The sequence below is a fragment of the Bacillus sp. SRI_025 genome (genome assembly GCF_057592095.1).
Map to the genome: position 1 here is coordinate 412545 of NZ_JBYEGB010000002.1, position 24330 is coordinate 436874.

The following is a 24330-nucleotide window of genomic DNA, read 5'->3' on the forward strand; positions in this document are numbered from 1 at the left end:
AGGAGTTGGATACATTTTGTCTAAAGCATTATTTGTCGATACCGATTTTCAAAAAACATGGCTCAATCAGCTGGAATCTCTTCGTGAAACGATCGAACAAAACGCAAAAAAACATGATGAAGGCGCTTATTTTCCTAAAAAGAATATCGAATCATTAGTAAACATGGGATATACAACCCTGTCTCTCCCCGCTGAATATGGAGGCGGAGGTCAATCTGTAACAGATATGGTTCTATTTCAAGAAACGCTTGGGAGCATGGACGGAGCAACTGCCTTATCGATCGGCTGGCACCAAGGAGTTGTAGGTGAAATTTATGAAAAGAAACTATGGAATGAGAAACAGCTGCAATTCTTTGCGGAAGAAGTGAAGAAGGGCGCCCTTGTCAACCGCGCTGTGAGTGAGGCGCAGACAGGCAGCCCAACAAGAGGCGGCAAGCCTGGAACAACAGCGATTAAATCAGGTGATCGCTGGGTGATCAATGGACGTAAAATTTTCACAACGATGTCACCAGCTCTCACATACTTTTTAGTCGGCGTATGGATTGAAGAAAAAGAAGCGATGGGATTCTTCTTAATTCACCGTGATACGGAAGGTGTTTCTATAGAAGAAACATGGGATGTTGTCGGCATGAGAGGAACAGAAAGCCATGATTTAATCCTAGACCAAGTGGAAGTCCCAGATGACATGCTTGTTGAAGTGCAAAAAGGACCTCGAGGCGGTACATTAAACCCTTGGATCGCACATATTCCTTCCTGCTATTTAGGGATTGCGCAAGCGGCAAGAGATTATGCTGTTCAGTATGCCATTACCCATTCACCGAACAGTATTAGCGGAACGATTAGTGACCTGCCAAATGTCCAAACACTGATTGGCGAAATTGATTTACTACTAAAGCAAGCACGACACGTCATCTATTCAACGACAACATTGTATGAGCAGCCTGAGAAAAGAGAGCTGTTAATCAATGAATTCGGTGCAGTGAAGCATACAGTCGTCAATCATAGTCTGCAGGTGGTTGATAAAGCCATGCGTTTAGTCGGTGCAAAAAGCTTGAGTCTTGGCTGTCCGCTGCAGCGTTACTATCGAGATATTCGGGCTGGGCTCCATAACCCGCCAATGGATGATATGACGATTTCAAAAATCGCAAAGCAGGCCATTGAAGAGAAAAAAGAAAGCTAATATGATCAGAAAGCCGGATGAAACCGGCTTTTTTTATTTGGCAGAAAAGAGGACAAGCGTACCTTATGTCTCATCGCTCAGGCATGCTACAATCGATACAAATCATGGGAAAAGGAGCGATTTTTTTGAAGAAAAAGCATATGAAATGGCTGGTTTCCTCTATTATGCTAATGGCGCTTTGTATCGGTCAGCCGTCTTCAAGTGAGGGAACATCACCAGCATGGTCAGTAGATGAATTCTTGAAAGACAGGGAAGGTACATTTGTGATCCAAGAAGTAAAAGAAAAATCGCCATGGGTGTATAACAAAAAAAGAGCGAATCAGCGCTTTGCCCCACAATCAACATTTAAAGTGGCAAATGCCCTCATCGGCCTCCAAACAGGCGCGGTGAGAGATGAATATGACATCAAATATTGGGACGGAGTAAAAAGAGAAATTGATAACTGGAATAAGGATCATACACTGGGCTCTGGCATGAGAGATTCAGTCGTCTGGTACTATCAAGCCATGGCGCGTGACATAGGGGAAGAACGCATGAGCTATTGGGTGAAAGCCATTCACTATGGCAATGAAGACATATCTGGTGGAATCGATCAATTTTGGTTAAGTAGTTCGTTGCGCATTTCTCCAATAGAACAAGTCCATTACCTCAAACAGCTATATGAAGAAAGTCTCCCATTTGACCTATCTGTCATGAGAACGGTCAAACGAATGATGATCCAAAAAGAAGAGAAACATGCCACCCTATACGGAAAAACAGGCTCCGGCTCAGGCATCGGCTGGTACGTAGGCTTCATCAAACATGAAAACAAAACCTACATCTTCGCCACAAATATCGAAGGCACCGGACTAGAAGCAAAAGAAATCACCTATCGTATTTTGAAAAAATATCATTTGATTGAAGCATCCGTTTAGGATGCTTTTTTATATATAAAAGGGGATATTTTGATAAGATGATGATATATGGGTTATTTTTAGAAAATAATAGTGACATCACATGAGAAGGGGGCTTTTCCTTGAACCAGCCTGAGCACTTATTTATTCGTTCAGAAAAAGAATTCAAGTTCTATCAGAATTTAGTAGATCATGTATTTGATCAAAATAAAGGTCTTCCACAACATGTCTTCCGTAAGAATTTTGATTGTTTTTTATTTCAAGAGTTTGATTGGGCATTAAGTGATAATATTTTACCTACAATCAAGGAGTTATCCAATTTAACACATGATGGAGAATTTTTGACCGCAGTCCTTAAGCCAGATCCAGTTGATTACTATTTGAAGGAGTTTGGTTATTACAATTGGCTGAAAGCGAGTGTGAACATTTCAGGTGAGGATTATGTAAATGCACTATGGATGCACCCAAAAGGTTCCATAGCGGATAATATAATCACGAATTCGAATATAGTTGTCTGGTTATCTCATTCTTTGCAGTGGGCGATTTGGGCAGATAGAGATATGGAAATTTGTATCATAGGGATGGTATCAACAAAAGATTCTGCAAAAGATATGTTATTAGAAGAAGGATGGAAGCCACTGGATCACCCTGTTTTAGCAAATTGGCTACAAATATTATTGAAGGATCAAAAAACATTCGATGACTATTTCACTCAAATGCTTTCTAGTTATGCATAATGCTCCAACCGGTGGAATGGAGAATCAATGACTGATAATAGCCTTATCCGAAGATATGAAAGGAGCATAAAGTGAAAAATTTGTTTATATCCGATCCAAAAGAACTTGAACATGTTCTATCGTTTGTTAATTCGCTCGTTAACAGTACGAAGACATTCCCTGATCAAGTGTTGAAAACAAAAACCCCTCATTATTTATTCGAAGAATTCCATTGGTTGTTATCAGACGGTAGCTAGGAGACACTAAAAGATTTAGCTTTGAACCATAGAGATGAATATATACTAATGGCTGTGTTAGATGAGCAGAAGACTATGGATAATTATTATCGTGATTTTGGTTATTATCCTTGCGTGAAAATCCCGTTAAATATCACACCAAGTGATTACCTTGATATCTTAACGGATTACCCGATACATAGTGTAAACGATAGCATGATGAATATTGCTTCACGTGTGATATGGGTTTCCCCTTCTGCAAAATGGATCATTTATGGTGAAAGAGGTTATGAGATAGGAGTATTAGCGACTCATCAATTAGAACATATGAATAAACAATTGCTGAAAACGTGGAGAACTTTAGATGAGATTGTATTAGGTTGGATTTCTGTTGTATTTCAAAATCAGAAACTTCCAGAAGATTTTAAAAATGAATTCATTCAAAATTACACAAATATTGAATAATAAGAACTATAATCTGCTTAAATTTTAACCTACTTAAAAGCATTGAGAGAAAGGTGTAGTGGATCCATGAACACGAGCCAAGATAAACAAGGCTTAATCAATGATTTGAAGCAGCGCTATCAATACTTGTTAGATTCCGCTTATCCAGATGATATCGTCTCTTTTGAAGAAGAAACTGGTATGCCCTCAGATGATTTTTATTTATTTTTTTCACTTGTTGCAGGCAGCTTAAGTTATGTGATCGATCATAAACGAATACCCAAAAAACAGTTAAACGTGCTGCGTCAGTCATTTGAAGAGCAATTCCCTCAAATCAAATCGTTTCAACATATCCTTGAATCGTATCCTTTATTGCATTCCTACGTTCAATACCATGAAGAAACAAGAAAACGAATCATTGCATTTATACAATAACCTCTTGGAGGACAAACAATGACAAGGTTTTTAGATGGAAAAATCAGAAGCAAATCCCTGATTTCGATATCAGTCATCTAAAGCAAATCAATGAATTCCACTACTTAAAAGAGTATAATGAATATGACGACTTGATCAATTGTTTTGCTCTTGCACATCCCATATGAATCTAGTATCGAATTGAATGGTGCTAGTTTATCTACATATCTGCTACTCATGTTTCCCCATCCCAACATAGAAAGGTGCAATGACATTGAATCGAATCTTGAAATGGCTCTTATTTGCGGCGGTCATCGCAGGCTTATTGGTTTGCGCATTCTTTGTGTTCCGTTTCAATCAGCCTAAGCCGACGACAAACATCCATTATGCAGACACACAAAATAAACAGCAAACCCTCGATATGTATATGCCGAAGGGCAAAGATGAAGACAAAAAGAAGAAGCATCCAGTCATGATCTATCTCCATGGCGGCGGCTGGACAGGCGGCGATAAGAATAGAGTCGCTTCAAAGGCTGATTATTTTACAGGTCAAGGATATGTGTTTGTTTCGATGAATTACAGGCTTCACCCTAATGCCAACTATGAGCAGATGGCAGATGATACGGCAAACGCCATTAAATGGGTGAAGGATCATGCGGATGAATATCAAATTGATTCATCAAAAATCAATGTCATGGGTCACTCAGCGGGCGGTCATTTGACGGCGCTCGTTGCCACAGATTCGACCTACTTAAAACGTGTGGGGCTGTCGCCAACAACGATCAATTCCATCGTGATTTTAGATGGGCCGTTAAACATTAATCAATTTATACAAGCCATCCCATCGTACAAAAAAGTCTTTGGCAAACAAGTGGAGAATTGGACAAAGGCATCACCTGTCACTTATATGAATCAAAAGAATTTACCACCTGTCTATTTGGTCACGGGCTGGGAAAATCCTGAGGTGTACAGATTTGCAGAAAAACTGAATCATGACAAAGGCTCTCGGTTTGTTTTTCGGGTGCATACGCTGAGCCACAGTGACCTGAATAAATGGTTTGGATCAGACAGAGCGCCAAAAGAAGCACAAAAAATGACGGAGGCTGTGATGGCTTTTGTCAAAAAACAAAATCAATAACGAAGACCATATGCTAGGCAATCCATTTTGTTGCAGTTATGATAAAACCTAAGTGGTTTGTTATTAAAGGAGTGTATGTCGTTGTCATCACGAATGGAAAATAAAGTATTCAACTGCGAAAAAGAGCTGACGCTGAATATTATCGGCGGTAAGTGGAAAATGTTGATTTTATGGCACCTTGGCAGAGAAGGGACAAAACGTTTTGGTGAGTTAAAGTCGTTAATGCCTGGGATTACGCAAAGAATGCTTGTCAATCAGCTAAGAGAATTAGAGGAAGATCACATTGTGCACCGGGAGGTTTATCCTGTCGTCCCGCCAAAGGTTGAGTATTCTCTCACAGAATTAGGAGAAAGCTTAATGCCGATTTTAGAGGCGATGTATGATTGGGGAAAACAGTATCTCGACAGCAATTTCTTAAAAGATGATAAATAGAAAGACTACCGATTGTAGACAAAGGGCTAAAATAACTTTATTTTAGCCCTTTGTCTTTACCCTGAGATACTGCCCAAAAGACAGTATCTTTTTTGTAACCATATGCGGAAAAGTATAGTATGTAAAAAAAAAGTGCGTACTTACATTGCGTCATTCCTGTTGTTATACTCATTTCATCGTTCAAGATGCATCATCCGCGGAGCTCTTGAAGATGAGATGAAAAACGGGAGTGAAAGTTGATGAAATTACAATTAGCATTAGATTTAGTGAATATACCAGAGGCAATTGAGCTGATCAAAGAAGTAGAAGCATCCATTGATGTGGTCGAAATTGGGACACCTGTTGTGATTAACGAAGGGCTTCGTGCTGTAAAAGAAGTCAAGCAGGCTTTTCCGAATTTACGTGTACTCGCTGATTTGAAAATTATGGATGCTGCCGGCTATGAAGTGCAGCAGGCATCTGAAGCTGGAGCAGATATCGTCACCATTCTTGCAGCGGCAGAAGATATGTCTATTCAAGGAGCGGTGAAAGAAGCGAAAGCAAGAGGAAAACAAATTTTAGTTGATATGATTGGCATCAAAGATATCGCAGGCCGTGCAAAAGAGCTGGATGCGCTTGGAGTCGATTATATTTGTGTGCATACAGGCTATGACCTGCAAGCGGTTGGTCAAAATTCATTTGCTGATCTTATGACGATTAAAGAAGTTGTCAAGCAAGCGAAAACAGCGATTGCAGGTGGAATTAAGCTTGATACGTTACCTGAAGTCGTGAAATTAAACCCTGATTTAATTATTGTTGGCGGCGGTATTGCAAGCCAGGATAATAAAGCAGAAGTGGCTGCACAAATGAAACAGCTGATCGCACAATCATGAAGACCAGCGACTATGTGAAAGCCATTTTAAATGAGCTTTCTGATCATTCGTCTGCCATTCAAGACGAACAAGCAGAGCGCCTGATCACAAGTATTTTATCTGCACAAAAAGTTTTTGTGACAGGTGCAGGCAGATCCGGCTTGATGGGAAAATCGTTTGCGATGAGACTTACGCATATTGGCGTCAAGGCATATGTAATTGGAGAAACGAATACGCCTTCTTTTACAGAAGAGGATCTTTTGATTGTCGGGAGCGGCTCTGGCCGTACAGAGTCTTTACTCGTCCTTGCAAAAAAGGCAAAAGCAATTGGCGGAAAAGTGGCAGCATTCACGCTTTCTGCTGAGTCACCTTTAGCTGATCTATCGGATGAAGTCATCTTATTGTCAGGTGCACCGAAGGATCAACAGGAAGGAAACCATCATACCATTCAGCCAATGGGCTCACTATTTGAGCAATCGCTTCTTCTGACATACGATGCGGTCATTTTAAGGTTAATGGAAATAAAAGAGCTCGACACACATAAAATGTACGGTCACCATGCAAATTTAGAATAGGTATTTTCAAAGCCTTTCCTTTCTTAAAAGGAGAGGCTTTTTCATTTAAATCAAGATCAGAATCTTGACATCATCTATTTGATGTAACTATAATTGTTACATCGTTAAAGAAAAAGTGCAGCACGGAAGGAAGATGAACATGAAAGTACAAATTTGGTCAGATATCGCCTGTCCTTTTTGTTATATAGGAAAAAAACAGCTGGAAACAGCGCTAGAACAATTTCCAGAGAAGGAACAGGTAGAGATAGAGTTTAAAAGCTTTGAGCTTGATCCACATGCACCTGTTGATGTCGATCATGACGTTCACGATATGCTTGTCAAAAAATATGGCATGAGCCGCAGCCAGGCCATGGCGATGAATGAGCAGGTGAAGCAGGCTGGTAAAGAGAAAGGAATCGATTTTCAATTCGATCCGCTCGTGTTGACAAACACTTTTGATGCTCATCGATTGGCGCAATATGCTGGTCAAAAGGGGAAAGGCGATTTCGTCATGGGAGAGCTGTTTCAAGCGTATTTTACAGATGGAAAGCATGTTGGTGACCGTCAAACTCTTTTAGACATTGCAGAAAAAGCAGGTCTTGATGAGAAGGAAGTACAGCAAGTTTTGGGCGGCGAAGCATTTGCCGATCATGTCCGAAAAGACGAACAAGAAGCGAGACAGCTTGGTATCAATGCTGTTCCGTTTTTCATGATCAATGACAAGTATTCAGTTGCAGGTGCACAGCCAGCCGATACGTTCCTGCGTGCACTTGAAACAGCTTGGAAAGAGGAAGCAGCTCAAGCTGAGAAAGCTGCTGACAATGCGTTTGAAGCAGCATGTGCAGATGGCGTATGTGCGGTGCCTTCCCCTAAAGAAGAGGCGTAATAGATATGTTCCCTATCTTTTTATAAGATGGGGATTTTTTATTGATTCATGATGAATGAGGGGAAACACATGTCTTTCATTTCAGGGAGCCGAACCATTCACGCCTTATGCTGGAATCTAAAATAAAATGAGCCACCTGCGGCAAGGGCTCATTTTATTCGTTTGATCGTTTCACCTGGAACCAATTCAGGCTCGTAAAACGTTTGATCAGGGAGATTCTTTTTCCCTTGTACTTTTTTAATCATCCAGTCTGCTGCATCACGGCCCATTTGCTCCTGTGGATGGGTCAGTGTTGTCAGCTTCACATGGGCATTTTTCTGGGCAATATACGAATTATCCTGTCCAATAATCGAGAGATCATCTGGAATGGACAGCCCGATTTCGCTGCATACATTGGCTACTTCTAAACTCACCTCATCGTTATAGCAAACAAGGGCGGTCAATTCATGTCTGTGCGACATCAGAAATGTGTGAATTTGCTCTCCCAAATGCTGCTTTGATTCTGTATCGAAAAAGAGCACATGCTCAGGCAGGAAATTAAGCTTCGCTTCACCTAGCGCTTGAATATAGCCCTTCATCCGATATTTTCCCTGTAAATCATCTGTTTTTGAAATAAGTCCAATTTGCTGATGGCCCGAGGTGATCAGCTCTTTTGTGGCTAAATAGCTGGACTTCACATCATCTAAACAGAGAAAAGGAACCTCTAGCTGCTCATAATAGGCATTGATCATAATGAGCGGTACATCCTGTTCTTTAAAGGATAAGTAGTACGAAATGTTTGGATTATATAAATTGCTTTTCGTCGGCTCGACAATAAGTCCGTCCACCCCAAAAGATAGCATCATTTCCAGCGCTTTTTTCTCCTGCTCAACATCGTTATTTGTGCTTGCCAGTAACAAGGAATAGTTCTCTTCGTTTAATCGGCTTTCAATGCCTCGAATGATGGAAGGGAAAATGTAATCGGATATGTATGTTGTAATGACCCCAATCGTTTTCATATGTGCATGTCCCGCAGGTTTTGTTTGATATTGATTGGTCACAAATGTGCCTGAACCTTTTTCGCTGCGCAAAAATCCTTCGCTGGACAATTCCAAAATGGCTTTTCGAACTGTATGTCTGCTTACTTGATACATGTCTTGCAGGCTTGATTCGGTTGGAATGCGCTCCCCGATCCGATAATCCCCTGTGAGTATTTTGCTTTTTATATCATCAATAATGATCTGGTACTTCTTTTTCATCGTTTCACTTCTTTCTCAGTTGATCATCTACTCGGATTGAGAAGAAATTGTATGGACATATTTTAACATGGTTGTCGAATCAAAAACAGGCGCTTTCCTTTTCTGTCATGACCCCTCCAGAAAAAATGCAGGTTTTTGTCACATTGTGTATGTACAACTATATTTATTATTGACATATGTACGTACAAATATTATATTGTGATTGTACCAGAGAATCAATGAATCTAGAAAAACAAAATTGAAACCGCTATCAAAATGGGGGTGAACGTAGATTGAATCATAAAGAGACGGCCAAAGCCTTGAAAGAAGGACGGACATCTTTAGGCATTGAATTTGGTTCAACACGAATTAAAGCGATTTTAATAGATGAGGAATTTCAGCCAATTGCACAAGGTGCATATGAATGGGAAAGTTTTCTCCAGGATGGCATTTGGACGTACAACTTAATTGATATCATTACAGGTCTGCAAGTGGCCTATCGAGAGATGAAAGAACAGGCCGAGCAAAAGTATGGTGTGACCATTCAAACCATTGGCTCAATGGGGGTATCAGCGATGATGCATGGTTATGTGGCATGTGATCATACAGGAGAGGTTCTCGTTCCGTTCCGAACATGGCGAAATGCAACGACCATCGAGGCGAGTCAAAAGCTGACAGATGTATTTCAATTTCATATTCCAGAAAGATGGAGTATTGCCCATTTGTATCAAGCGGTATTAGAAGAGGAAAAACATCTATCCCGATTAGAATATATGACCACTTTGTCTGGATATATTCACTGGCTGTTAACCGGAAAGCAGGCCATTGGTATTGGCGATGCATCAGGGATGTTTCCAATTGATGACGAAACGAAGGACTACAATGAAGAAATGCTCCAGCAATTTGAAGCATTGATTGCAGAAAAAGGCTATCCGTGGAAGCTTCGTCACCTTCTGCCGCGTGTCTATTTAGCAGGCGAAGAGGCTGGCGTGTTAACTACAGCAGGAGCAGCCATTTTGGATCAGGGAAAACATTTGCAGCCAGGCATTCCATTTTGCCCGCCGGAAGGTGACGCTGGAACGGGAATGGTGGCGACAAACAGTGTAGAAAGGCGCACCGGGAATATTTCTGTTGGGACATCTGTTTTTGCCATGATTGTGCTAGAGCAGGATCTAAAAGGTGTCTATCCAGAAGTGGATCTTGTCACGACGCCGGATGGACTGCCAGTTGCCATGGTTCATGCGAATAACTGTACAAGTGACCTAAACGCTTGGGTGAATATATTCAGAGAGGCATTTGAAGCACTAGGCATGCAAGTGGAGTCAGAAAGGTTATACGAATCCCTATTGCAGCAAGCTTTAGAAGCAGATCGAGATGGCGGCGGACTCTTAAGCTATGGCTATTACTCTGGTGAAAATATTACGAGACTGCCAGAAGGAAGACCTCTTTTTGTCAGGTCTCCTGAAAGCCGCTTTAACCTCGCTAATTTCATGCGCACTCATTTGTTCTCCGCTTTTGGCGCTATGAAAATAGGCATGGACCGGTTAAAGGAACAGGAACATGTAGTGATTGACCGCTTACTAGGGCATGGGGGATTATTTAAAACACCGCTCGTTGGACAAAAAATGGTTGCCGCAGCACTGAATACACCTGTATCAGTCGTTTCAACAGCGGGAGAAGGTGGTGCGTTTGGGATGGCGGTTCTTGCTTCATATATGGTCCATCATCATCAGCAAACATTGGCTGAATTTCTTACCCACCGGGTATTTGCCCATACATCAGAAGAGCTCATGGAGCCCGATCCACTCGATGTCAAAGGCTTTGACGAATTTTTAAAGCGCTATCAAAAGGGGCTTCCGATTGAAGAAGCGGCAGTAGCGCATCTGATGCCAAAGAAAGGAGTGACGACGGTATGCTAGATCGCTTAAAAGAAGAAGTGTATCAAGCAAATTTAGATTTGCCAAAATACGGACTTGTGAAATTTACATGGGGCAATGTCAGTGCATGTGATCGTGACAGTGGTTTGTTTGTGATTAAGCCGAGCGGCATAGCGTATGACAAACTATCAGCAAAAGATATGGTCGTGGTGAACTTTGACGGTGAAGTGGTGGAAGGAGAATTCAGTCCTTCGTCAGATACAGCTACACATGCGGTTCTTTACAAACACTTTGAGGAAATAGGGGGCATTTCACATAGCCATTCTATGTGGGCAACCGTTTGGGCGCAGGCAGGTCTTGATTTACCAGCAATGGGCACAACACATGCCGATACATTTTACGGCGCCGTTCCGTGCGCTCGTTTTCTGACAGAAGAAGAAGTCAATCGCGGTTATGAGGTAGAGACCGGCCGGCTGATCATCAAAACGTTTGAGAAAAGAAACCTAGATGTCATGGCAGTACCCGGTGTATTGCTTCAAGGGCATGGTCCGTTTACATGGGGGAAGGATGCAAAAAGTGCGGTCACAAACAGTGTGATTTTAGATGAAGTGGCCAAAATGAACCTTTTTGCCAAGCAATTGAACGAATTTGCGGAGCCATTGCCGCAGCGAATTTTAGATAAACATTACTTAAGAAAACATGGAAAGCATGCGTATTACGGACAAAAACCTTCAAGATAAAGAAAAGAGGGATATCTATGTTAACAAGTCAGAAAAAAGAATTTTGGTTTATCGTTGGGTCACAGCATTTATATGGTGATGAAGCACTGCAGAAAGTAAAAGCAAATGCACAAAAGATGACAGATGCCTTAAATGAAAGCGGTTTACTTCCTTATCCCGTAATCTTGCAGGAACTGGCTGTCAGCGCCGATCAAATCACAAAGCTTATGAAAGAGGTCAATTATCGCGATGAAGTCATTGGTGTGATGACGTGGATGCATACATTTTCACCGGCGAAAATGTGGATACGTGGGACCAATCTTTTGCAAAAGCCTCTTTTGCATCTTGTCACACAATATTATGAAAAGATTCCGTGGGACACGATCGACATGGACTATATGAATCTTCATCAATCCGCACATGGAGATAGAGAATATGGCTATATCAATGCCCGCTTAAATAAACAAAACCAAATTGTAACCGGTCATTGGTCTAAGCCGGATGTGCAGCAGCAAATTGCTGATTGGATGGACGTTGCGGCTGCCTATCATGAGAGCTTTCACATCAAAGTAGCCCGGTTTGGTGACAACATGCGGCATGTGGCCGTGACAGAAGGCGATAAAATCGAAGCGCAGATTCAATTAGGATGGACCGTTGATTACTTTGGAATAGGCGATCTCGTCGAATATGTAAATGCAGTAGAGGAAGAAGAGGTAGATGCATTATTTGCTGAGTATTTAACGCAATATGATGTGAATTATGGAACGTATTCAGTTGACGAATGGGAAAAAAGTGTCAAGGTGCAAGCGCGATATGAAATCGCCATCAAACGTTTCTTAGATGAAGGCGGCTATCATGCCTTTACAACAAACTTTGAAGATTTACATGGGATGAAGCAGCTGCCTGGACTTGCGGTACAGCGGCTGATGGCAAAGGGATACGGCTTTGCTGGGGAAGGCGATTGGAAAACGGCTGCACTATCCCGCTTATTAAAGGTGATGAGCCATCATCAATCTACTGGTTTTATGGAGGACTACACATATGAAATGACGTCTGGACAGGAAGCGGTGCTGCAATCTCATATGCTGGAAGTAGATCCAGCGCTCGCCCATACAAAACCTGTCATTGTCGTGTCTCCACTTGGGATCGGAAACCGGGAAGATCCAGCACGTCTTGTATTTGATGGAAAAGCAGGCGAAGGTGTTGTTGTTTCCATAGCGGATTTTGGAACACATTTCAAATGGCTGATACAAGAAGTCGAAGCCTTTGAGCCGGAGGAAGCGGCACCTCATTTACCAGTTGCGCGTGTATTGTGGAAAATCAAACCGAATTTTCAGGATGGCGTCAAAGCATGGATTAAGCAAGGGGGAGGCCATCATACAGTCGTGTCTCTCAATTTAACGGTTGATCAAATTGTTCAATTTGCAAAGCTTGTCAATGCAGAATATGTGGTTTTATAGAAGAAGGGTGAAAGGTCTTCTACTGTTTACAGTGGAAGCACAGGGAGAAATGAAAGCGGTTAATTAAGTGAGGGGGTTATCCACTTGGAGAAAAAAGTGTCAAGCAAATTTATCTTCTTTTTCGGGTCCTTTGCAGGCATCTTATTTGGGTATGATATTGGTATTATTGCAGGGGCGGAAGGACATATTCAGGAAGAATTTCAGCTCAGCCCATTATGGCTTGGAATTGTTGTCTCTTCATTAATGGGCGGGGCCATCATTGGCTCCATCTTAAGCGGTCTCTTAGGGGATAAATTTGGCCGCAGAAAACTCATTTTGGTCTCATCCGTTATCTTTTTTGTCGGGGCTATCGGATCAGCTGTCGCACCAGAAGAGATTTCACTTACCATCGCTCGGATCTTTTTAGGGACAGCAGTAGGAACAGCCTCATCATTGGTTCCGGCTTACATGTCTGAAATCGCTCCTGCTAAAATCCGCGGGAAATTATCTGGACTCAATCAGCTCATGATTGTAACTGGACTATTGCTCAGCTATATTGTCGCGTTTGTGTTTGAACCCATCCCAGACAGCTGGCGCTGGATGCTGGGAAGTGCTGCTTTATTTGCGATCGTGCTTTATATTGGCATGCTGAAGCTTCCTGAATCTCCGAGATATTTGATTAAACACGGAATGGCTCATAAAGCACGAGAGGTATTAGGATCACTGCGTTCTTCCCGTGAGGAAATCGAATCAGAAATGCAGGAAATCTTAGAAGTCGCCAAAGAAGAACGCTCGGGTATTCGTGAATTGTTTCAAAAGAAATTCAGAATGGCTCTTTTCATTGGGGTTGGAATGGCGACCCTTCAACAAATTCAAGGCGCGAACTCCATTGTCTATTATGCAACGAGTATCGCTCGGAATGTAGGCCTTGCGCCGCAGGTCGCCGCAGGTTTTACAGTCATTGTCGGTGTCATTTTTGTCGTCACGACCGTGATCTTTTTACAATTTGTTGACCGCTTTGACCGCCGAACGATTCTCACTGTAGGGGGATCGGGCATGGCTCTTTCTTTCTTTGCCCCAGCCGCATTAGGTGCACTTGGCGTCAGTGAAGGAATTTTAAACTGGGTGACATTGATTTCACTTTGCTGCTTTATTTTGTGCTATGCCTTCTCGTGGGCACCGATCACTTGGATCATCATTGGCGAAATCTTCCCGCTATCTGTCAGAGGCATCGGAGCAGGTATCTCTTCTGCCTTTAACTGGACCGGATCGTTAGCAGTTGGACTCGTTTTCCCTATCCTGGCAGATCAATTCAGCTTTGGGGTTATTTTCTCCTCATTTGGCGTCATCTGCTTAATCGGACTATTATTCACCCGATTTGTGCTAGTCGAGACAAAGGGAAGAAGCTTAGAGCAAATCGAAACCGATATGGCTGCACGTGTATAAATTTAAGAAAACCATCTACCCACACGGGATAGATGGTTTTTTTACTCAAGCGTCTGTTTAAGCTCATCTGGCAGTAAATCAATTAATTGATCGTAGGAAGACAAATCCAGCACTTCAATCAGTGCATAATATTTCGCGTAAATTTCACTCAGCTGATCAGGATGATTGGTTTGATATTGATTCAGATGTAATTGAGTTAGTTCTAGTGCAATGTCTAGCTTGTTTCGTTCGAATGGCTGTGTCGTGTTAATCATATCGTGCACCTCTTATTTGATGATGTGTAGAGAAAATACAGTGAATAAAAAGAGCTTATGTGTTGTTTTCATGGATGTCCTATCTTCTCAATATATCATTTGTATAATATGTTAAAATTGTCCTTTTGTAAATAAAAAGAAAACTAGATAGAAAGTGGATTTCTTTAAAAATAGACATGCATCTAATCACGAAAGGTAACTCTAACATACGATAGAGTGTAAGTGAAAGACAACTTGAAGGGGTGTTAAGATGAGCCGAAATCGATTAGATGATTTCTTCTTTGGACCTCGCAGAGAAGAAACGGTTGTTTTCCCCACACGTCAAATTGTCAACACAAGAACGAATGAACAAACGATCAGAAAAATTCATCCAACGCATATCACAAACGTCAATAAAAACATTAAAAGAATAGAAAACTACTATCCGGTCACTGAATCGACTCACAACGAGTATATTGTAGAAGAATACGATTGCGGCAGTGATATCAAAAACCCTTGCTGCCGTCCGGTGAAGCGCTGTAAGTGGTAGTGAAGGGGCATCCTTTTAGAGGATGCCTTTTTATATTCAGGAATAAAATTTTGATCCAAAGTTCTTTTCAAGATAAAATTGGAAGTATCCATCATTCTTTTGGAGGTGATTTTCTGAATATTCGATTGTTAACAACAGATGATGCTGAAGAATATACAGCACTCAGACTAGAAGCACTGCAATTAAATCCAGAGGGTTTTGCGATGAGCTATGAGGAAGAGCAATTCAATACAAAGGACAAATATAAAGCGCGTTTTGCTTCGGCGCAATCTATGTGGACATTCGGCGCTTTTCATCAAGGGCAGCTTGTGGGGGCAGTCACCCTTATCCAAGAAACCTTGCAGAAGTTAAAGCACCGAGCGAATCTGACTGCGATGTATGTAACAGCTAATGTCCGCGGAATGGGAGCAGGCAAGACCTTGATGACGAAAGCTCTTTCCTTCGCGCAAGAACAGCAAGACATCGAGCAAGTGTATTTATCAGTGGTGACAACTAATCATTCAGCAAAGCGCCTCTATCGCTCCGTTGGGTTTGAGTCGTACGCTGTTGAAGAAAAAGCGTTAAAATGGGCTGATACATATGCAGATGAGGAAAAAATGGTTTTATTTTTATCATAGACTGGAGGAGATAGAAGTGAATCAACAGGCCATGCGCATTACGTTAGCAGCAGGACCCAATAGTGAGTTGGAATCTTTTGCACTGCGTGCAGCACTTGAAAACTTCGGCGCGAAAGTCGATATGCATTGGATCGGAAGACCAAATGACCTGATTCATGTGTTATCTGGTAGAAATAGAGGAGAAATAGATTACCTTCTTTTATCGTTTCATGGTGAAGAAGGAGCATTTATCATGCCTGAATTAGGGGAAGATGTATACGAAGATGAAGAGCCTAGGGATACTGCTTTTGGAGCGGATGAAATCAAGCGGTATGCTTCCTTAGAAGGAGTTCATGTTATCTCTACAGGCTGCACACTAGGAGAGAAAAATCTAGCAGATGCTTTTTTAGAGGCAGGATCTACATCTTATTCGGCGCCGGACGATTACATAGATGGGAATGCAGCTTTTATCTTTGTGCTGACCATGATGTACGAGCTCATGAACAATACAAAGACGGTCAGAGCGGCATTTGATCGAGCGCGTTCCATTGATGAAGAAACGAAATTATTTCAACTATATATGCAAAAGTAATCAAAGGACTGAGAAATCAGTCCTTTTTTATTCCTCTCTAAAAATGTGTCGAAAATGTGACAATTGTGTGATTTGCAAACTAAAAAGGGGGCATGCAAAGTCTATCCTACAAACACGTCATTCAGGTATGACGGCATCACGAGAGGAGAATCATTGTGTCAATTAAATGGAAAGTCAGTCTCGTCCTATGCGGACTTGCGATGATCATAGGAATCGCCGCGTTTTATCATAATCAGCAGGCAAGCGGGACAGAGAAGAAGAAGGTAGCACCAGATGCGAGCTATAAAGAAGTTGAAATTGTGACCCTCGTGAATGACGGGAGATACTTGAGATATGCTGTGAACTATCCTGTGTTTCATCAAAAAAAGCTAGATCAAGAGATGAAAAGATTTGCAGAAACAGCGCTCGATAAATTCAAAACATCATTTAGTGAAGCAAGTGATGTCGATGAAGATCATCGATACGAATTAAACATAGATTACGAGATTACTCATTATGCCAAACAAACTGCTGCAATCAAATTCAATACATATGAATTGAAAGGCGGAGTAAAAGGCACACATGAAACGAAGATATTCAATTTTGATTTCAAGAAACAGCATTTTTTATCGATAGATGATCTATTTTTATCAAAGAAAGAAAGTCTGAAAAAACTTTCTCAAATGACATTTGAGGAGTTAAAAAAAGATCGCTCTCTTGCTGAAAATAAGCATTTGCTTAAACAAGGAACATCTCCTGAGGCAGAGCATTATCAGTATTTTGCCATCAAAGATCGTTTTATTGAATTCTACTTCCCAGCGGGGCAAATTGCACCAGACAAGAAAGGTCCTCAAGTGCTGGCGATTAAGAAAACACTGCTTAAAGGAATGTTAAAGCCAGAATACATCAATAAAGAAAAGAACAAAAACGAGAAAAAAGAACCGATCGCAAAAAGAAAGATTGTAAAACTGCCTAAACAGCGAATATTTAACCCACATCAAAAAGCCATTGCCCTTACATTTGATGATGGACCAAATCCATCAACGACTTCAAAAATCTTAACAGCTTTAAAAGAAAACAAAGGACACGCGACATTTTTTGTATTAGGCAGCAGGGTTCAATATTATCCCGATATGCTAGGTGAAATTAGAAAAGGTGGAAATGAAATCGGAAATCATTCCTATAACCACCCTTTACTCACAAGACTGCCATTAAAACAAGCCATCAAACAAGTAGAAGATACGCAGCAAATTATTGAAAAAGCAGGCGGATTCACACCGACTCACTTTAGACCGCCATATGGTGGAACAAACGGACAGATCAACGAAGCTGTCAACATGAAAGTCACGCTTTGGGACGTTGATCCTGAAGACTGGAAATATCGCAACAGCCAATACGTCGCAAACTACATTCTTTCACATGCGTCTAGCGGAGAAACCGTCTTAATGCACGACATCTATGACACCTCTGCCAACGCAGCTGTCACGATCATCAAGGAATTGACCAAACAAGGATATCAGTTACTAACAGTATCGGAGCTTGAGCAGTGGAAGGAAGCCCGGGCGAAAAAGGTGAATTGAATACGTTAAAAAGATGCGAGTCTTAATGGATTCGCATCTTTTTTAAAGCATATTATGAAGATAAAGGGAAAATATGTTAAAGTTATAGAAAGGGAGGGCTTCGAATGGTGTTGATGAGGTTGATCAGCATATATATGCTGACAGTGTTTAGTTTGGGATTTGTTATAAACTATGTACCTGGTTTGATGCTGCCCATCTATATTCTTGCGATGATTGGGCTCATTTTATGTCTCGGTCATATTGCGCTCCATTATATTCGGCGAATTAGATATATGTTGTTTGAGGAAAAACGGTAAGATTCCTCCTATGGAAAAAAACCTCCTGCTAGTTGCGTGAGGTTTTATTTTTTTATGTTCTAACAGTTTGATGATTTTCCCGTTTGGTGCTTTGATTTGTCTCAAAAGAGAAACGAAATTCCCCGTAAATCGTATGAGGACAATAAGTAAAATAATGATCATCCACAAGCTATGACCTCCAATCGATATGAAGGATACGGTACAATAAGAATGTATAAAATGAACAGTTCGTGCCATCTATTCGACAATTGGTGTGAATGGATTGTTAAGGGGGATTCATTTGAAACGAGTAGACGTGGTTTCAGCTATTATTTATGACGAGGAAGAAAATATATTAACGGTCAAGAATGTAAAGGGATATTGGGAATTTCCGGGCGGTGCTGTGGAAAAAGGTGAACACCTGCAGCAGGCTGTCATCCGCGAAGTGAAAGAAGAGACAGGGTATGTTGTCAAAGTAAATGAACTTCATTCGGTTCGAGAAGCATTCTTTCAAGATAAAAAGCATCATGCGCTGATCATTACGTTCTTTGCGGAAATGATCGGGGGAGAGATGAACATTCTAGATCCGGATCATGATATTGAAGAAGTAAAATGGGTCAGCACTCAAACCTTTCAAAAGCTAAACCCAAAGCTATATCACATGCTAAAATTAAACCAACAAACGCAAGCTTTTTATGATTTTGAGGGAAATAGAACAATTGGTTAAATCCAAATTGATATAGGCATAAAGGAGCGATATTGATGTTTTTATACTACGGACCCATAGGAGCTCCAGTAGAAAATCCGGGAGAAGAATTCATGAAAAAGATCTTCTTTCAGGAGGGTGAAGAGTATTGGAAACAAGGAAACGGGGAATCTTCCATTGAGATAGAGGAAGATTGGGAATGCGAAAGTCTAGTTTTCTTTTATACTGAACCGTATGGATTCTTTATCATCAGATATCCAGATTTTTTAGTCCCTTTTCAAAAGGTAGAAAAGATCGAAACGATCAAGCATTTGGTCGCTGGATCACCATTGTATGTGCCATCGTGTAGCTATGTCGACCGCAATCAGGCGTATCAAATCGTTCAACATTTTTTGACGACAAAAAAGGTACCTGACTTTGTTGATTGGGTTGAGTTGAGGAATATTGATTTTCAGCATAATGTGAAAAGTTAGGGGAGTAAGGTGAAAGTGTGTACAAATGAAAGAATACATAGTTTAGATGAGAGTATGCATTTACATGTAGGATATTATGAACAAGGTTATGATTATGAAGGCGTCTTTTTTAAGAGTTTAGAAACAGGAAGATGGTTATTGTTTTTTGATCAGAAAAGTTACGGGTTAACGTTTTCAACGGAATATGAGAAGAGGGACGAAGTAGGGCTAATATTGAGGAGTACCCTTTACTACAGGTTTAAAGTTTCGAGAACTCTAAATCATTTGAGTGCTGTTTTTGTATCTTTATTCCTATTTAATGACAAACTTTGTGTTGGTAAAATTGACCTTGTCAATGAATAGGAAGGAGTGAATTCTGCTGGGCAAGATACTTGATGCAAAAGCACTAACAAGTGCAATGGACACAAGGGCAAAACACTATCAGGAACTCCGTGAACAAATGGTAGATTTAAAAAAGGCATTACAAGGTGTTGCCAACCTCGGTGATGATTTTACTGGGAAAGGTGCCGATAACATTAAAAGCTTTTATAAAGAACTAGCGGGTAATGTTGACATGTTTATCAATTTCATTGATAAGCAAAAAGCCTTTCATGAAGGTGTTTCTGGGACACTTGATGATACAAACTTTGGCGGCGACACCTTTGTAGAAGAACACTTTTTAGACAACGCAGTACATATGGGCATCAAGAATGCCAAAAGCATTGTGAAGGATCAAAAAAAGGCACTCAAAACCATTTTTCAAGACATTGATGACCTCATTTCCCTAGAGGTATTTGATAGCCAAACCTTTGATGAAAAAATAGAAGATGCGGAAGATGAACGAAAAAAGACGGTCAAAGATCTAAGAGAGCTTGATCAAAATTTAAAAGATGAATATGCTTTGTCAGAGACGGAACAGCAAGCTACAATGGCATTGTACGCAGAAATGATGAATGCGACAAATGACGGAAAAGCGATTTCGCCTATGAATTTTGATAAGAAAGCGTATCAAAATAGCGACATCTACAAGGCAAAAAGTGATATTGAAAAGCAAACTTCTGAATATCTGAAAATCAAAAAAGAACAAGAAGAAGCCCGAAAGATTGCGAAGGAACAAGAAGCCCTCGCCAACCGTCCTTGGTATGAAAAAGCACTTGATTATGGCGGAAACATCGTCAATGAACTGACCGGCGTGAACGATGCAAAACGTGCCGCAACAGGCGTTGATCCAATCACGGGCGAGGAACTCACCGCAGGTCAGCGAGTCGCGGCAGGAGGCATGGCAGCAGCCGGTTGCATTCCAATCGTCGGCTGGGCAGGCCGCATTTTCAAAGGCGGAAAAGCAGTCTATAAAACCACTCAAGCCACATCAGCCGCAGTGAGAGCGGTTGACGTTTACAAAACATCACAAAAATCCTTTGACGCCCTAAAAACATCTCAAAAAGGCTTATACGGCCTCACCGCCACCAACGGCTTCAGCGAAGCAATCACAGGCCGAGACATGTTTGGAAACAAGATCTCAAAAGAACAGCAGGAAGCAAGTATGAATGCGGCGCTTGGAATGCTTTTGCCGTTTGGGGCGAAAGGGTTTAATGGCAGAATGGGAATTAATCAGAAAAGCAACCACCTTAATCAAGCAAGCGTAGGAAAGACTGATTTAGATCGTTTGCGGAAGAAGTGGAATGTTCCAGAAACTCAAACTGTTGCTGTAGGAAAAACAGATGTCAAAGGTTTGGAACGTAGCGTGTTCGAAGGTGGGTCGCCAAAAGTTAGGAAAGAAGGAGGTCTTCCTTCATTAGATGAAGTTTATCCTGATCGGAAAATTAAGGCACCATATAAAAGATCAGTTAGAGGGCACGCTCAATTTATGGATCATGCAGAAGAAGGCGTAATAGCAGAATTTGAGGATGCAGTTAAAAAGGCAGGACTTAAACCAGAAGAGATAAAAGGTATACTAAATATCCATCAATCCAATCCAAATGGAGTTTGTAATAAATGTACAAAAGGTTTGTTTGATCGAGTTCCAAGTGAGGAAAGAGGAATATTCAAGCAACTGACAGATCACTATCCTGAATTGAAAATAAAAGTAACAACAGAACGAGATCCAAGTGTCCCACATCCAAGAGATACTTTATCTTTTGATGTTAAAAATGGTGTTACAGAAAATGTTGTTAAAATAAAAAAATAGGAAAGAGGCTATAGAATGGATTTTATAAATGACATTAGTGAAGAAGCTAAAGTTGCTCTAGGATTAGCAATAGCTGAAAAAATGTATACATTCATAGATAAAGAAGATGATGGTTACCACATAGGAGAAAAAGCTTTAGATGATTGCTGGAAATGGCTTTCTGGGAAAGAGTTAAGTGCAGATGATTTATGTAATTATATAGATAGTGAAGATTATATGGATGTAGCCGAGTTCGCTACTAAAGAAAAAGATGAACAAAAACAATATGGCTGGTATTCAGTTTTAGATGCAGTTTCTTACACGGCGTATCAAGCGTATAAACGAGAAAATAAAAAATTTGTTCCTCAAGTGTTAGAGGTAATAGACGATGAAACATTAATTGTAATGTGGGAAAATGCAATTGAATCAAAAAAGATTGATAGGGCTGAATTAAATACCTTGAGAAAATATTTAATTGATCATTATCCTAGCAAAGATCACGATCATAACAAAATATATTTAATTAACAAAGAGGACATCGCAGTCATTTAAATTAGATTAATTGGGCGATATGAATAAAGGGCAGCTATTATCAAAAGAAATGCAGAGAGACAGTAGCTTAGTGCCAAAAAAACAGACCTAGTGAGGTCTGTTTTTGTTAGAAGTTAGGGGAATTTATTTTCACTTCCCCTTCTCCCGTTTCCGCTTCTCCTTCTCCGCCCGGTAAAACTCATGAAACATCTTCATCAGCGCCCGCTTCTCAATACGTGACACATAGCTCCGTGATATCCCGAGCTCCTTGGCTATTTCCCGCTGCGTTTTTTCTTTCTTTAAATCAAGTCCGAACCTGCCGACGATCACTTCTTTTTCTCGGCCGTCGAGAATGTCGATATACTCCTTTACTTTTTCAAGCTCCATGTTGAGCTGAATGGTATCGATCACATCTTCATTTTCGGATTTTAAGACATCGATTAATGAAATTTCGTTGCCTTCTTTATCCTGACCAATGGGGTCATGCAAGGAGACATCCTTTTTTGTTTTTTTGAGCGCGCGCAAGTGCATGAGAATTTCATTTTCAATACACCGCGCCGCATACGTTGCCAGCTTTGTTCCTTTTCCAGAGGAATAGCTTTCGATGGCTTTAATGAGTCCGATCGTCCCGATGGAGATGAGGTCTTCAGCGTCTTCCCCGGTATTTTCAAATTTCTTTACAATATGGGCGACGAGCCGAAGGTTATGTTCAATCAGCATGTTTCTTGCGTGTTCATCACCCTGTGCCATGAGGGCTAAGTATTTTTTTTCATCATCTCCCGAAAGGGGCTGTGGAAAGGCATTGTTTTTGACATAGGACACTAAAAACACCAATTCTTTGACCATCAATCCCATCGCTGTAAATACTCCTGCCACGATTTTCACCTCCACCATGTTTAGGCTGCTGCCTATATCCTCAAATGTATGTGAAGGAGGGATTGTCTGTGTCTGTACGATGAAAAAATCATCTTTTTCAAAAAAAACGTGCTTCTGTGCGTCTCTTTTTTATGTTTGCGGTTTCTTTTCGGTGCTTGGCGGTCAAGAAGCGTGCTAAAATATGTAATATTAGACCGAAAAGGAAGGGGTCATTTCGGAACATGGGGAAGGTTCTATCTTCACATGTAGGTATGAAAATTAATGAATGGTATCGAATGATACGGCAGTTCAGTGTTCCAGATGCGGAAATCTTGAAAGCGGAAGTTGAAGCGGAAATTGAACAGATGGAAGAGGACCAGCATTTACTGATTTATTATCAGCTCATGTGTTTTCGGCACCAAATCATGCTTGACTATATACACCCTTCAAAATACCAACCTTTCTCAGTATCTAATCTAGTCGATAAAATCGAAAATTCCAATCATGAGTTATCTGATATGCTGCATTATTACCATGCATTTTTTCGTGGCATGCATGAATTTAGTCAAAAAGAATATTTAGAAGCCGTCAAATATTATCGAGTGGCAGAAAAGCAGCTGTCCATGGTATTTGATGATATTGAGCAGGCAGAGTTTCATTTTAAAGTGGCAGAAGCCTACTATATAATGAAACAAACACATGTCTCCATGCACCATATTTTAAAGGCGCTGGAAATATACGATCAGCATGATGCGTATACCATTCGCATCATTCAATGTCTCTTTGTCATTTCAGGAAATTATCAAGATTTAAAACGAAAAGACCGGGCACTGCCTCATTTAAAAAAGGCAAAACAGCTCGCATCTCAAATTGATCACCCGCGCATATACAGTTCAGCGCTTTATAATTTAGGAAAATGTTATGGCGAGCTTGGCTATAGAGAGGAAGCGGAACGATATTTAACGGAATCCGCTGATCTTGCCCGCAAAGAGCTGCTCCCAACGCTTCCGCATACGCTCTATACGCTGGCGAAGCTGCTTTTTAGACAGAATGAACAGGCGGATGCCCTGCGCATATTAGAAGCTGGGAAATTGGCTGCAAAGAAGCATGAAGACCAGCTGTTCTGTCATATGTTTGAGTATCTGGATGCTTTATATGTTCAGGAAATTAATGAAGACCAACTGCAAAAAACCATTGATTATTTGGAAAAACTTAGCCTATACTCTTATATAGAGGATATCTCACTAGAAATTGCGACAGCCTTAGAAGCCTCTCAACAATACAAAAAGTCCAACCAGTATTATCAGAAATTATTATGGGCTCAAAATCAAATCCAAGAAGGAGAGTGTCTGTATGAATTCTAAGCAACGTT

29 protein-coding genes are annotated in these 24330 nt (G+C 40.8%); 26 read left to right on the forward strand and 3 right to left on the reverse strand.

Annotation, left to right across the window (positions count from 1 at the left end; translation table 11 throughout):
- Positions 1-16 precede the first annotated feature (16 nt).
- The 11 genes from AC20OE_RS06985 (at position 17) to AC20OE_RS07035 (ending at position 7744) form a co-directional block, all read left to right on the forward strand.
- Positions 17-1180, forward strand: coding sequence for an acyl-CoA dehydrogenase family protein (locus AC20OE_RS06985; protein WP_039180198.1), 1164 nt, complete (start codon positions 17-19; stop codon positions 1178-1180).
- A 104-nt stretch (positions 1181-1284) separates the two neighbouring features.
- Positions 1285-2094: a BPU family class D beta-lactamase gene (gene blaBPU, locus AC20OE_RS06990; protein ID WP_487268813.1), complete on the forward strand. Its 810-nt coding sequence runs from the start codon at positions 1285-1287 to the stop codon at positions 2092-2094.
- A gap of 101 nt (positions 2095-2195) precedes the next feature.
- Positions 2196-2810, forward strand: coding sequence for a hypothetical protein (locus AC20OE_RS06995; RefSeq protein ID WP_144494467.1), 615 nt, complete (start codon positions 2196-2198; stop codon positions 2808-2810).
- Positions 2811-2881: 71 nt separating this feature from the next.
- Entirely contained in the window at positions 2882-3046 is a 165-nt protein-coding gene (locus AC20OE_RS07000; RefSeq protein WP_394722128.1) for a hypothetical protein, read from the forward strand.
- Positions 3047-3094: 48 nt separating this feature from the next.
- Complete coding sequence (locus AC20OE_RS07005) at positions 3095-3490, forward strand: hypothetical protein (protein ID WP_394722126.1); 396 nt, start codon at positions 3095-3097, stop codon at positions 3488-3490.
- A gap of 66 nt (positions 3491-3556) precedes the next feature.
- Positions 3557-3904 carry a YxiJ family protein gene (locus AC20OE_RS07010; protein WP_212044111.1) on the forward strand — a complete coding sequence of 116 codons (348 nt, stop codon included), beginning with the start codon at positions 3557-3559 and terminating at the stop codon, positions 3902-3904.
- Between the two features lie 247 nt (positions 3905-4151).
- Complete coding sequence (locus AC20OE_RS07015; RefSeq protein WP_212044112.1) at positions 4152-5021, forward strand: alpha/beta hydrolase; 870 nt, start codon at positions 4152-4154, stop codon at positions 5019-5021.
- 75 nt (positions 5022-5096) lie between these two features.
- Positions 5097-5453 (forward strand): transcriptional activator HxlR, encoded by a 357-nt coding sequence (gene hxlR / locus AC20OE_RS07020; RefSeq protein ID WP_012010675.1) that lies wholly within the window; start codon positions 5097-5099, stop codon positions 5451-5453.
- 239 nt (positions 5454-5692) lie between these two features.
- On the forward strand, positions 5693-6325 hold the full coding sequence (gene hxlA, locus AC20OE_RS07025) for a 3-hexulose-6-phosphate synthase (protein WP_039180128.1): 633 nt from the start codon (positions 5693-5695) through the stop codon (positions 6323-6325).
- Positions 6322-6879, forward strand: a complete 558-nt coding sequence (hxlB, locus tag AC20OE_RS07030) for a 6-phospho-3-hexuloisomerase (RefSeq protein WP_144494463.1) — start codon at positions 6322-6324, stop codon at positions 6877-6879. The genes hxlA and hxlB overlap by 4 nt, the downstream gene beginning before the upstream one ends.
- A gap of 139 nt (positions 6880-7018) precedes the next feature.
- Complete coding sequence (locus AC20OE_RS07035; protein WP_212044113.1) at positions 7019-7744, forward strand: DsbA family oxidoreductase; 726 nt, start codon at positions 7019-7021, stop codon at positions 7742-7744.
- A gap of 149 nt (positions 7745-7893) precedes the next feature.
- Here AC20OE_RS07035 and AC20OE_RS07040 read toward each other — a convergent pair whose 3' ends face one another.
- Complete coding sequence (locus tag AC20OE_RS07040; protein WP_144490347.1) at positions 7894-8982, reverse strand: GntR family transcriptional regulator; 1089 nt, start codon at positions 8980-8982, stop codon at positions 7894-7896.
- Between the two features lie 272 nt (positions 8983-9254).
- On the opposite strand from AC20OE_RS07040, the gene AC20OE_RS07045 reads away from it, so the two are divergent.
- The 4 genes from AC20OE_RS07045 to AC20OE_RS07060 all read left to right on the forward strand — a co-directional run bounded on the left by AC20OE_RS07045 (position 9255) and on the right by AC20OE_RS07060 (position 14442).
- A complete protein-coding gene (locus AC20OE_RS07045; RefSeq protein ID WP_372556047.1) occupies positions 9255-10880 on the forward strand; it encodes a xylulokinase in 1626 nt (541 codons plus the stop codon).
- Positions 10874-11578 (forward strand): L-ribulose-5-phosphate 4-epimerase, encoded by a 705-nt coding sequence (locus AC20OE_RS07050; RefSeq protein ID WP_487268766.1) that lies wholly within the window; start codon positions 10874-10876, stop codon positions 11576-11578. Before AC20OE_RS07045 ends, AC20OE_RS07050 begins: the two co-directional genes overlap by 7 nt.
- Before the next feature lie 17 nt (positions 11579-11595).
- Entirely contained in the window at positions 11596-13017 is a 1422-nt protein-coding gene (gene araA, locus AC20OE_RS07055; RefSeq protein ID WP_487268767.1) for an L-arabinose isomerase, read from the forward strand.
- An 84-nt stretch (positions 13018-13101) separates the two neighbouring features.
- Complete coding sequence (locus AC20OE_RS07060; RefSeq protein ID WP_034280034.1) at positions 13102-14442, forward strand: sugar porter family MFS transporter; 1341 nt, start codon at positions 13102-13104, stop codon at positions 14440-14442.
- A gap of 41 nt (positions 14443-14483) precedes the next feature.
- Here AC20OE_RS07060 and AC20OE_RS07065 read toward each other — a convergent pair whose 3' ends face one another.
- Positions 14484-14696 carry a hypothetical protein gene (locus AC20OE_RS07065; protein WP_039180104.1) on the reverse strand — a complete coding sequence of 71 codons (213 nt, stop codon included), beginning with the start codon at positions 14694-14696 and terminating at the stop codon, positions 14484-14486.
- Positions 14697-14946: 250 nt separating this feature from the next.
- Here AC20OE_RS07065 and AC20OE_RS07070 point away from each other — a divergent pair, with 250 nt between their 5' ends.
- The 10 genes from AC20OE_RS07070 (at position 14947) to AC20OE_RS07115 (ending at position 22124) form a co-directional block, all read left to right on the forward strand.
- Positions 14947-15225 carry a spore coat protein gene (locus AC20OE_RS07070; protein ID WP_039180101.1) on the forward strand — a complete coding sequence of 93 codons (279 nt, stop codon included), beginning with the start codon at positions 14947-14949 and terminating at the stop codon, positions 15223-15225.
- Positions 15226-15275: 50 nt separating this feature from the next.
- On the forward strand, positions 15276-15842 hold the full coding sequence (locus tag AC20OE_RS07075) for a GNAT family N-acetyltransferase (protein ID WP_249115472.1): 567 nt from the start codon (positions 15276-15278) through the stop codon (positions 15840-15842).
- A gap of 16 nt (positions 15843-15858) precedes the next feature.
- Positions 15859-16413 (forward strand): delta-aminolevulinic acid dehydratase, encoded by a 555-nt coding sequence (locus AC20OE_RS07080; protein WP_212044122.1) that lies wholly within the window; start codon positions 15859-15861, stop codon positions 16411-16413.
- A 155-nt stretch (positions 16414-16568) separates the two neighbouring features.
- Positions 16569-17972, forward strand: a complete 1404-nt coding sequence (locus AC20OE_RS07085; protein WP_099663466.1) for a polysaccharide deacetylase family protein — start codon at positions 16569-16571, stop codon at positions 17970-17972.
- 104 nt (positions 17973-18076) lie between these two features.
- Positions 18077-18268 carry a hypothetical protein gene (locus AC20OE_RS07090; RefSeq protein ID WP_039180094.1) on the forward strand — a complete coding sequence of 64 codons (192 nt, stop codon included), beginning with the start codon at positions 18077-18079 and terminating at the stop codon, positions 18266-18268.
- Between the two features lie 280 nt (positions 18269-18548).
- Positions 18549-18974 (forward strand): NUDIX hydrolase, encoded by a 426-nt coding sequence (locus AC20OE_RS07095; RefSeq protein WP_099663465.1) that lies wholly within the window; start codon positions 18549-18551, stop codon positions 18972-18974.
- Positions 18975-19009: 35 nt separating this feature from the next.
- The gene (locus AC20OE_RS07100; RefSeq protein WP_487268768.1) at positions 19010-19426 is read left to right on the forward strand and encodes a hypothetical protein; all 417 of its coding nucleotides are present in this window, start codon (positions 19010-19012) and stop codon (positions 19424-19426) included.
- A 9-nt stretch (positions 19427-19435) separates the two neighbouring features.
- Entirely contained in the window at positions 19436-19768 is a 333-nt protein-coding gene (locus AC20OE_RS07105; protein ID WP_346266235.1) for a DUF3986 family protein, read from the forward strand.
- 55 nt (positions 19769-19823) lie between these two features.
- The gene (locus tag AC20OE_RS07110; RefSeq protein WP_487268769.1) at positions 19824-21593 is read left to right on the forward strand and encodes a ribonuclease YeeF family protein; all 1770 of its coding nucleotides are present in this window, start codon (positions 19824-19826) and stop codon (positions 21591-21593) included.
- 15 nt (positions 21594-21608) lie between these two features.
- Entirely contained in the window at positions 21609-22124 is a 516-nt protein-coding gene (locus AC20OE_RS07115) for an Imm6 family immunity protein (protein ID WP_099663462.1), read from the forward strand.
- A gap of 129 nt (positions 22125-22253) precedes the next feature.
- Here AC20OE_RS07115 and sigK read toward each other — a convergent pair whose 3' ends face one another.
- Positions 22254-22982 carry an RNA polymerase sporulation sigma factor SigK gene (gene sigK, locus AC20OE_RS07120; protein ID WP_034738387.1) on the reverse strand — a complete coding sequence of 243 codons (729 nt, stop codon included), beginning with the start codon at positions 22980-22982 and terminating at the stop codon, positions 22254-22256.
- Positions 22983-23200: 218 nt separating this feature from the next.
- Between sigK and AC20OE_RS07125 the strand changes: the two genes are divergently transcribed.
- The gene (locus AC20OE_RS07125; protein ID WP_041086294.1) at positions 23201-24322 is read left to right on the forward strand and encodes a response regulator aspartate phosphatase; all 1122 of its coding nucleotides are present in this window, start codon (positions 23201-23203) and stop codon (positions 24320-24322) included.
- Positions 24323-24330: the final 8 nt, after the last annotated feature.

What these genes read in the sequence shown, in the direction of transcription:
- blaBPU (WP_487268813.1), top strand. Translation starts at nt 1,285, where the DNA reads ATGGGAAAAGGAGCGATTTTTTTGAAGAAAAAGCATATGAAATGGCTG.
- AC20OE_RS07005 (WP_394722126.1), top strand. Translation starts at nt 3,095, where the DNA reads ATGGCTGTGTTAGATGAGCAGAAGACTATGGATAATTATTATCGTGAT.
- AC20OE_RS07010 (WP_212044111.1), top strand. Translation starts at nt 3,557, where the DNA reads ATGAACACGAGCCAAGATAAACAAGGCTTAATCAATGATTTGAAGCAG.
- AC20OE_RS07015 (WP_212044112.1), top strand. Translation starts at nt 4,152, where the DNA reads ATGACATTGAATCGAATCTTGAAATGGCTCTTATTTGCGGCGGTCATC.
- hxlR (WP_012010675.1), top strand. Translation starts at nt 5,097, where the DNA reads ATGTCGTTGTCATCACGAATGGAAAATAAAGTATTCAACTGCGAAAAA.
- hxlA (WP_039180128.1), top strand. Translation starts at nt 5,693, where the DNA reads ATGAAATTACAATTAGCATTAGATTTAGTGAATATACCAGAGGCAATT.
- hxlB (WP_144494463.1), top strand. Translation starts at nt 6,322, where the DNA reads ATGAAGACCAGCGACTATGTGAAAGCCATTTTAAATGAGCTTTCTGAT.
- AC20OE_RS07035 (WP_212044113.1), top strand. Translation starts at nt 7,019, where the DNA reads ATGAAAGTACAAATTTGGTCAGATATCGCCTGTCCTTTTTGTTATATA.
- AC20OE_RS07040 (WP_144490347.1), bottom strand. Translation starts at nt 8,982, where the DNA reads ATGAAAAAGAAGTACCAGATCATTATTGATGATATAAAAAGCAAAATA.
- AC20OE_RS07050 (WP_487268766.1), top strand. Translation starts at nt 10,874, where the DNA reads ATGCTAGATCGCTTAAAAGAAGAAGTGTATCAAGCAAATTTAGATTTG.
- araA (WP_487268767.1), top strand. Translation starts at nt 11,596, where the DNA reads ATGTTAACAAGTCAGAAAAAAGAATTTTGGTTTATCGTTGGGTCACAG.
- AC20OE_RS07065 (WP_039180104.1), bottom strand. Translation starts at nt 14,696, where the DNA reads ATGATTAACACGACACAGCCATTCGAACGAAACAAGCTAGACATTGCA.
- AC20OE_RS07070 (WP_039180101.1), top strand. Translation starts at nt 14,947, where the DNA reads ATGAGCCGAAATCGATTAGATGATTTCTTCTTTGGACCTCGCAGAGAA.
- AC20OE_RS07090 (WP_039180094.1), top strand. Translation starts at nt 18,077, where the DNA reads ATGGTGTTGATGAGGTTGATCAGCATATATATGCTGACAGTGTTTAGT.
- AC20OE_RS07100 (WP_487268768.1), top strand. Translation starts at nt 19,010, where the DNA reads ATGTTTTTATACTACGGACCCATAGGAGCTCCAGTAGAAAATCCGGGA.
- AC20OE_RS07110 (WP_487268769.1), top strand. Translation starts at nt 19,824, where the DNA reads ATGGACACAAGGGCAAAACACTATCAGGAACTCCGTGAACAAATGGTA.
- AC20OE_RS07115 (WP_099663462.1), top strand. Translation starts at nt 21,609, where the DNA reads ATGGATTTTATAAATGACATTAGTGAAGAAGCTAAAGTTGCTCTAGGA.
- AC20OE_RS07125 (WP_041086294.1), top strand. Translation starts at nt 23,201, where the DNA reads ATGGGGAAGGTTCTATCTTCACATGTAGGTATGAAAATTAATGAATGG.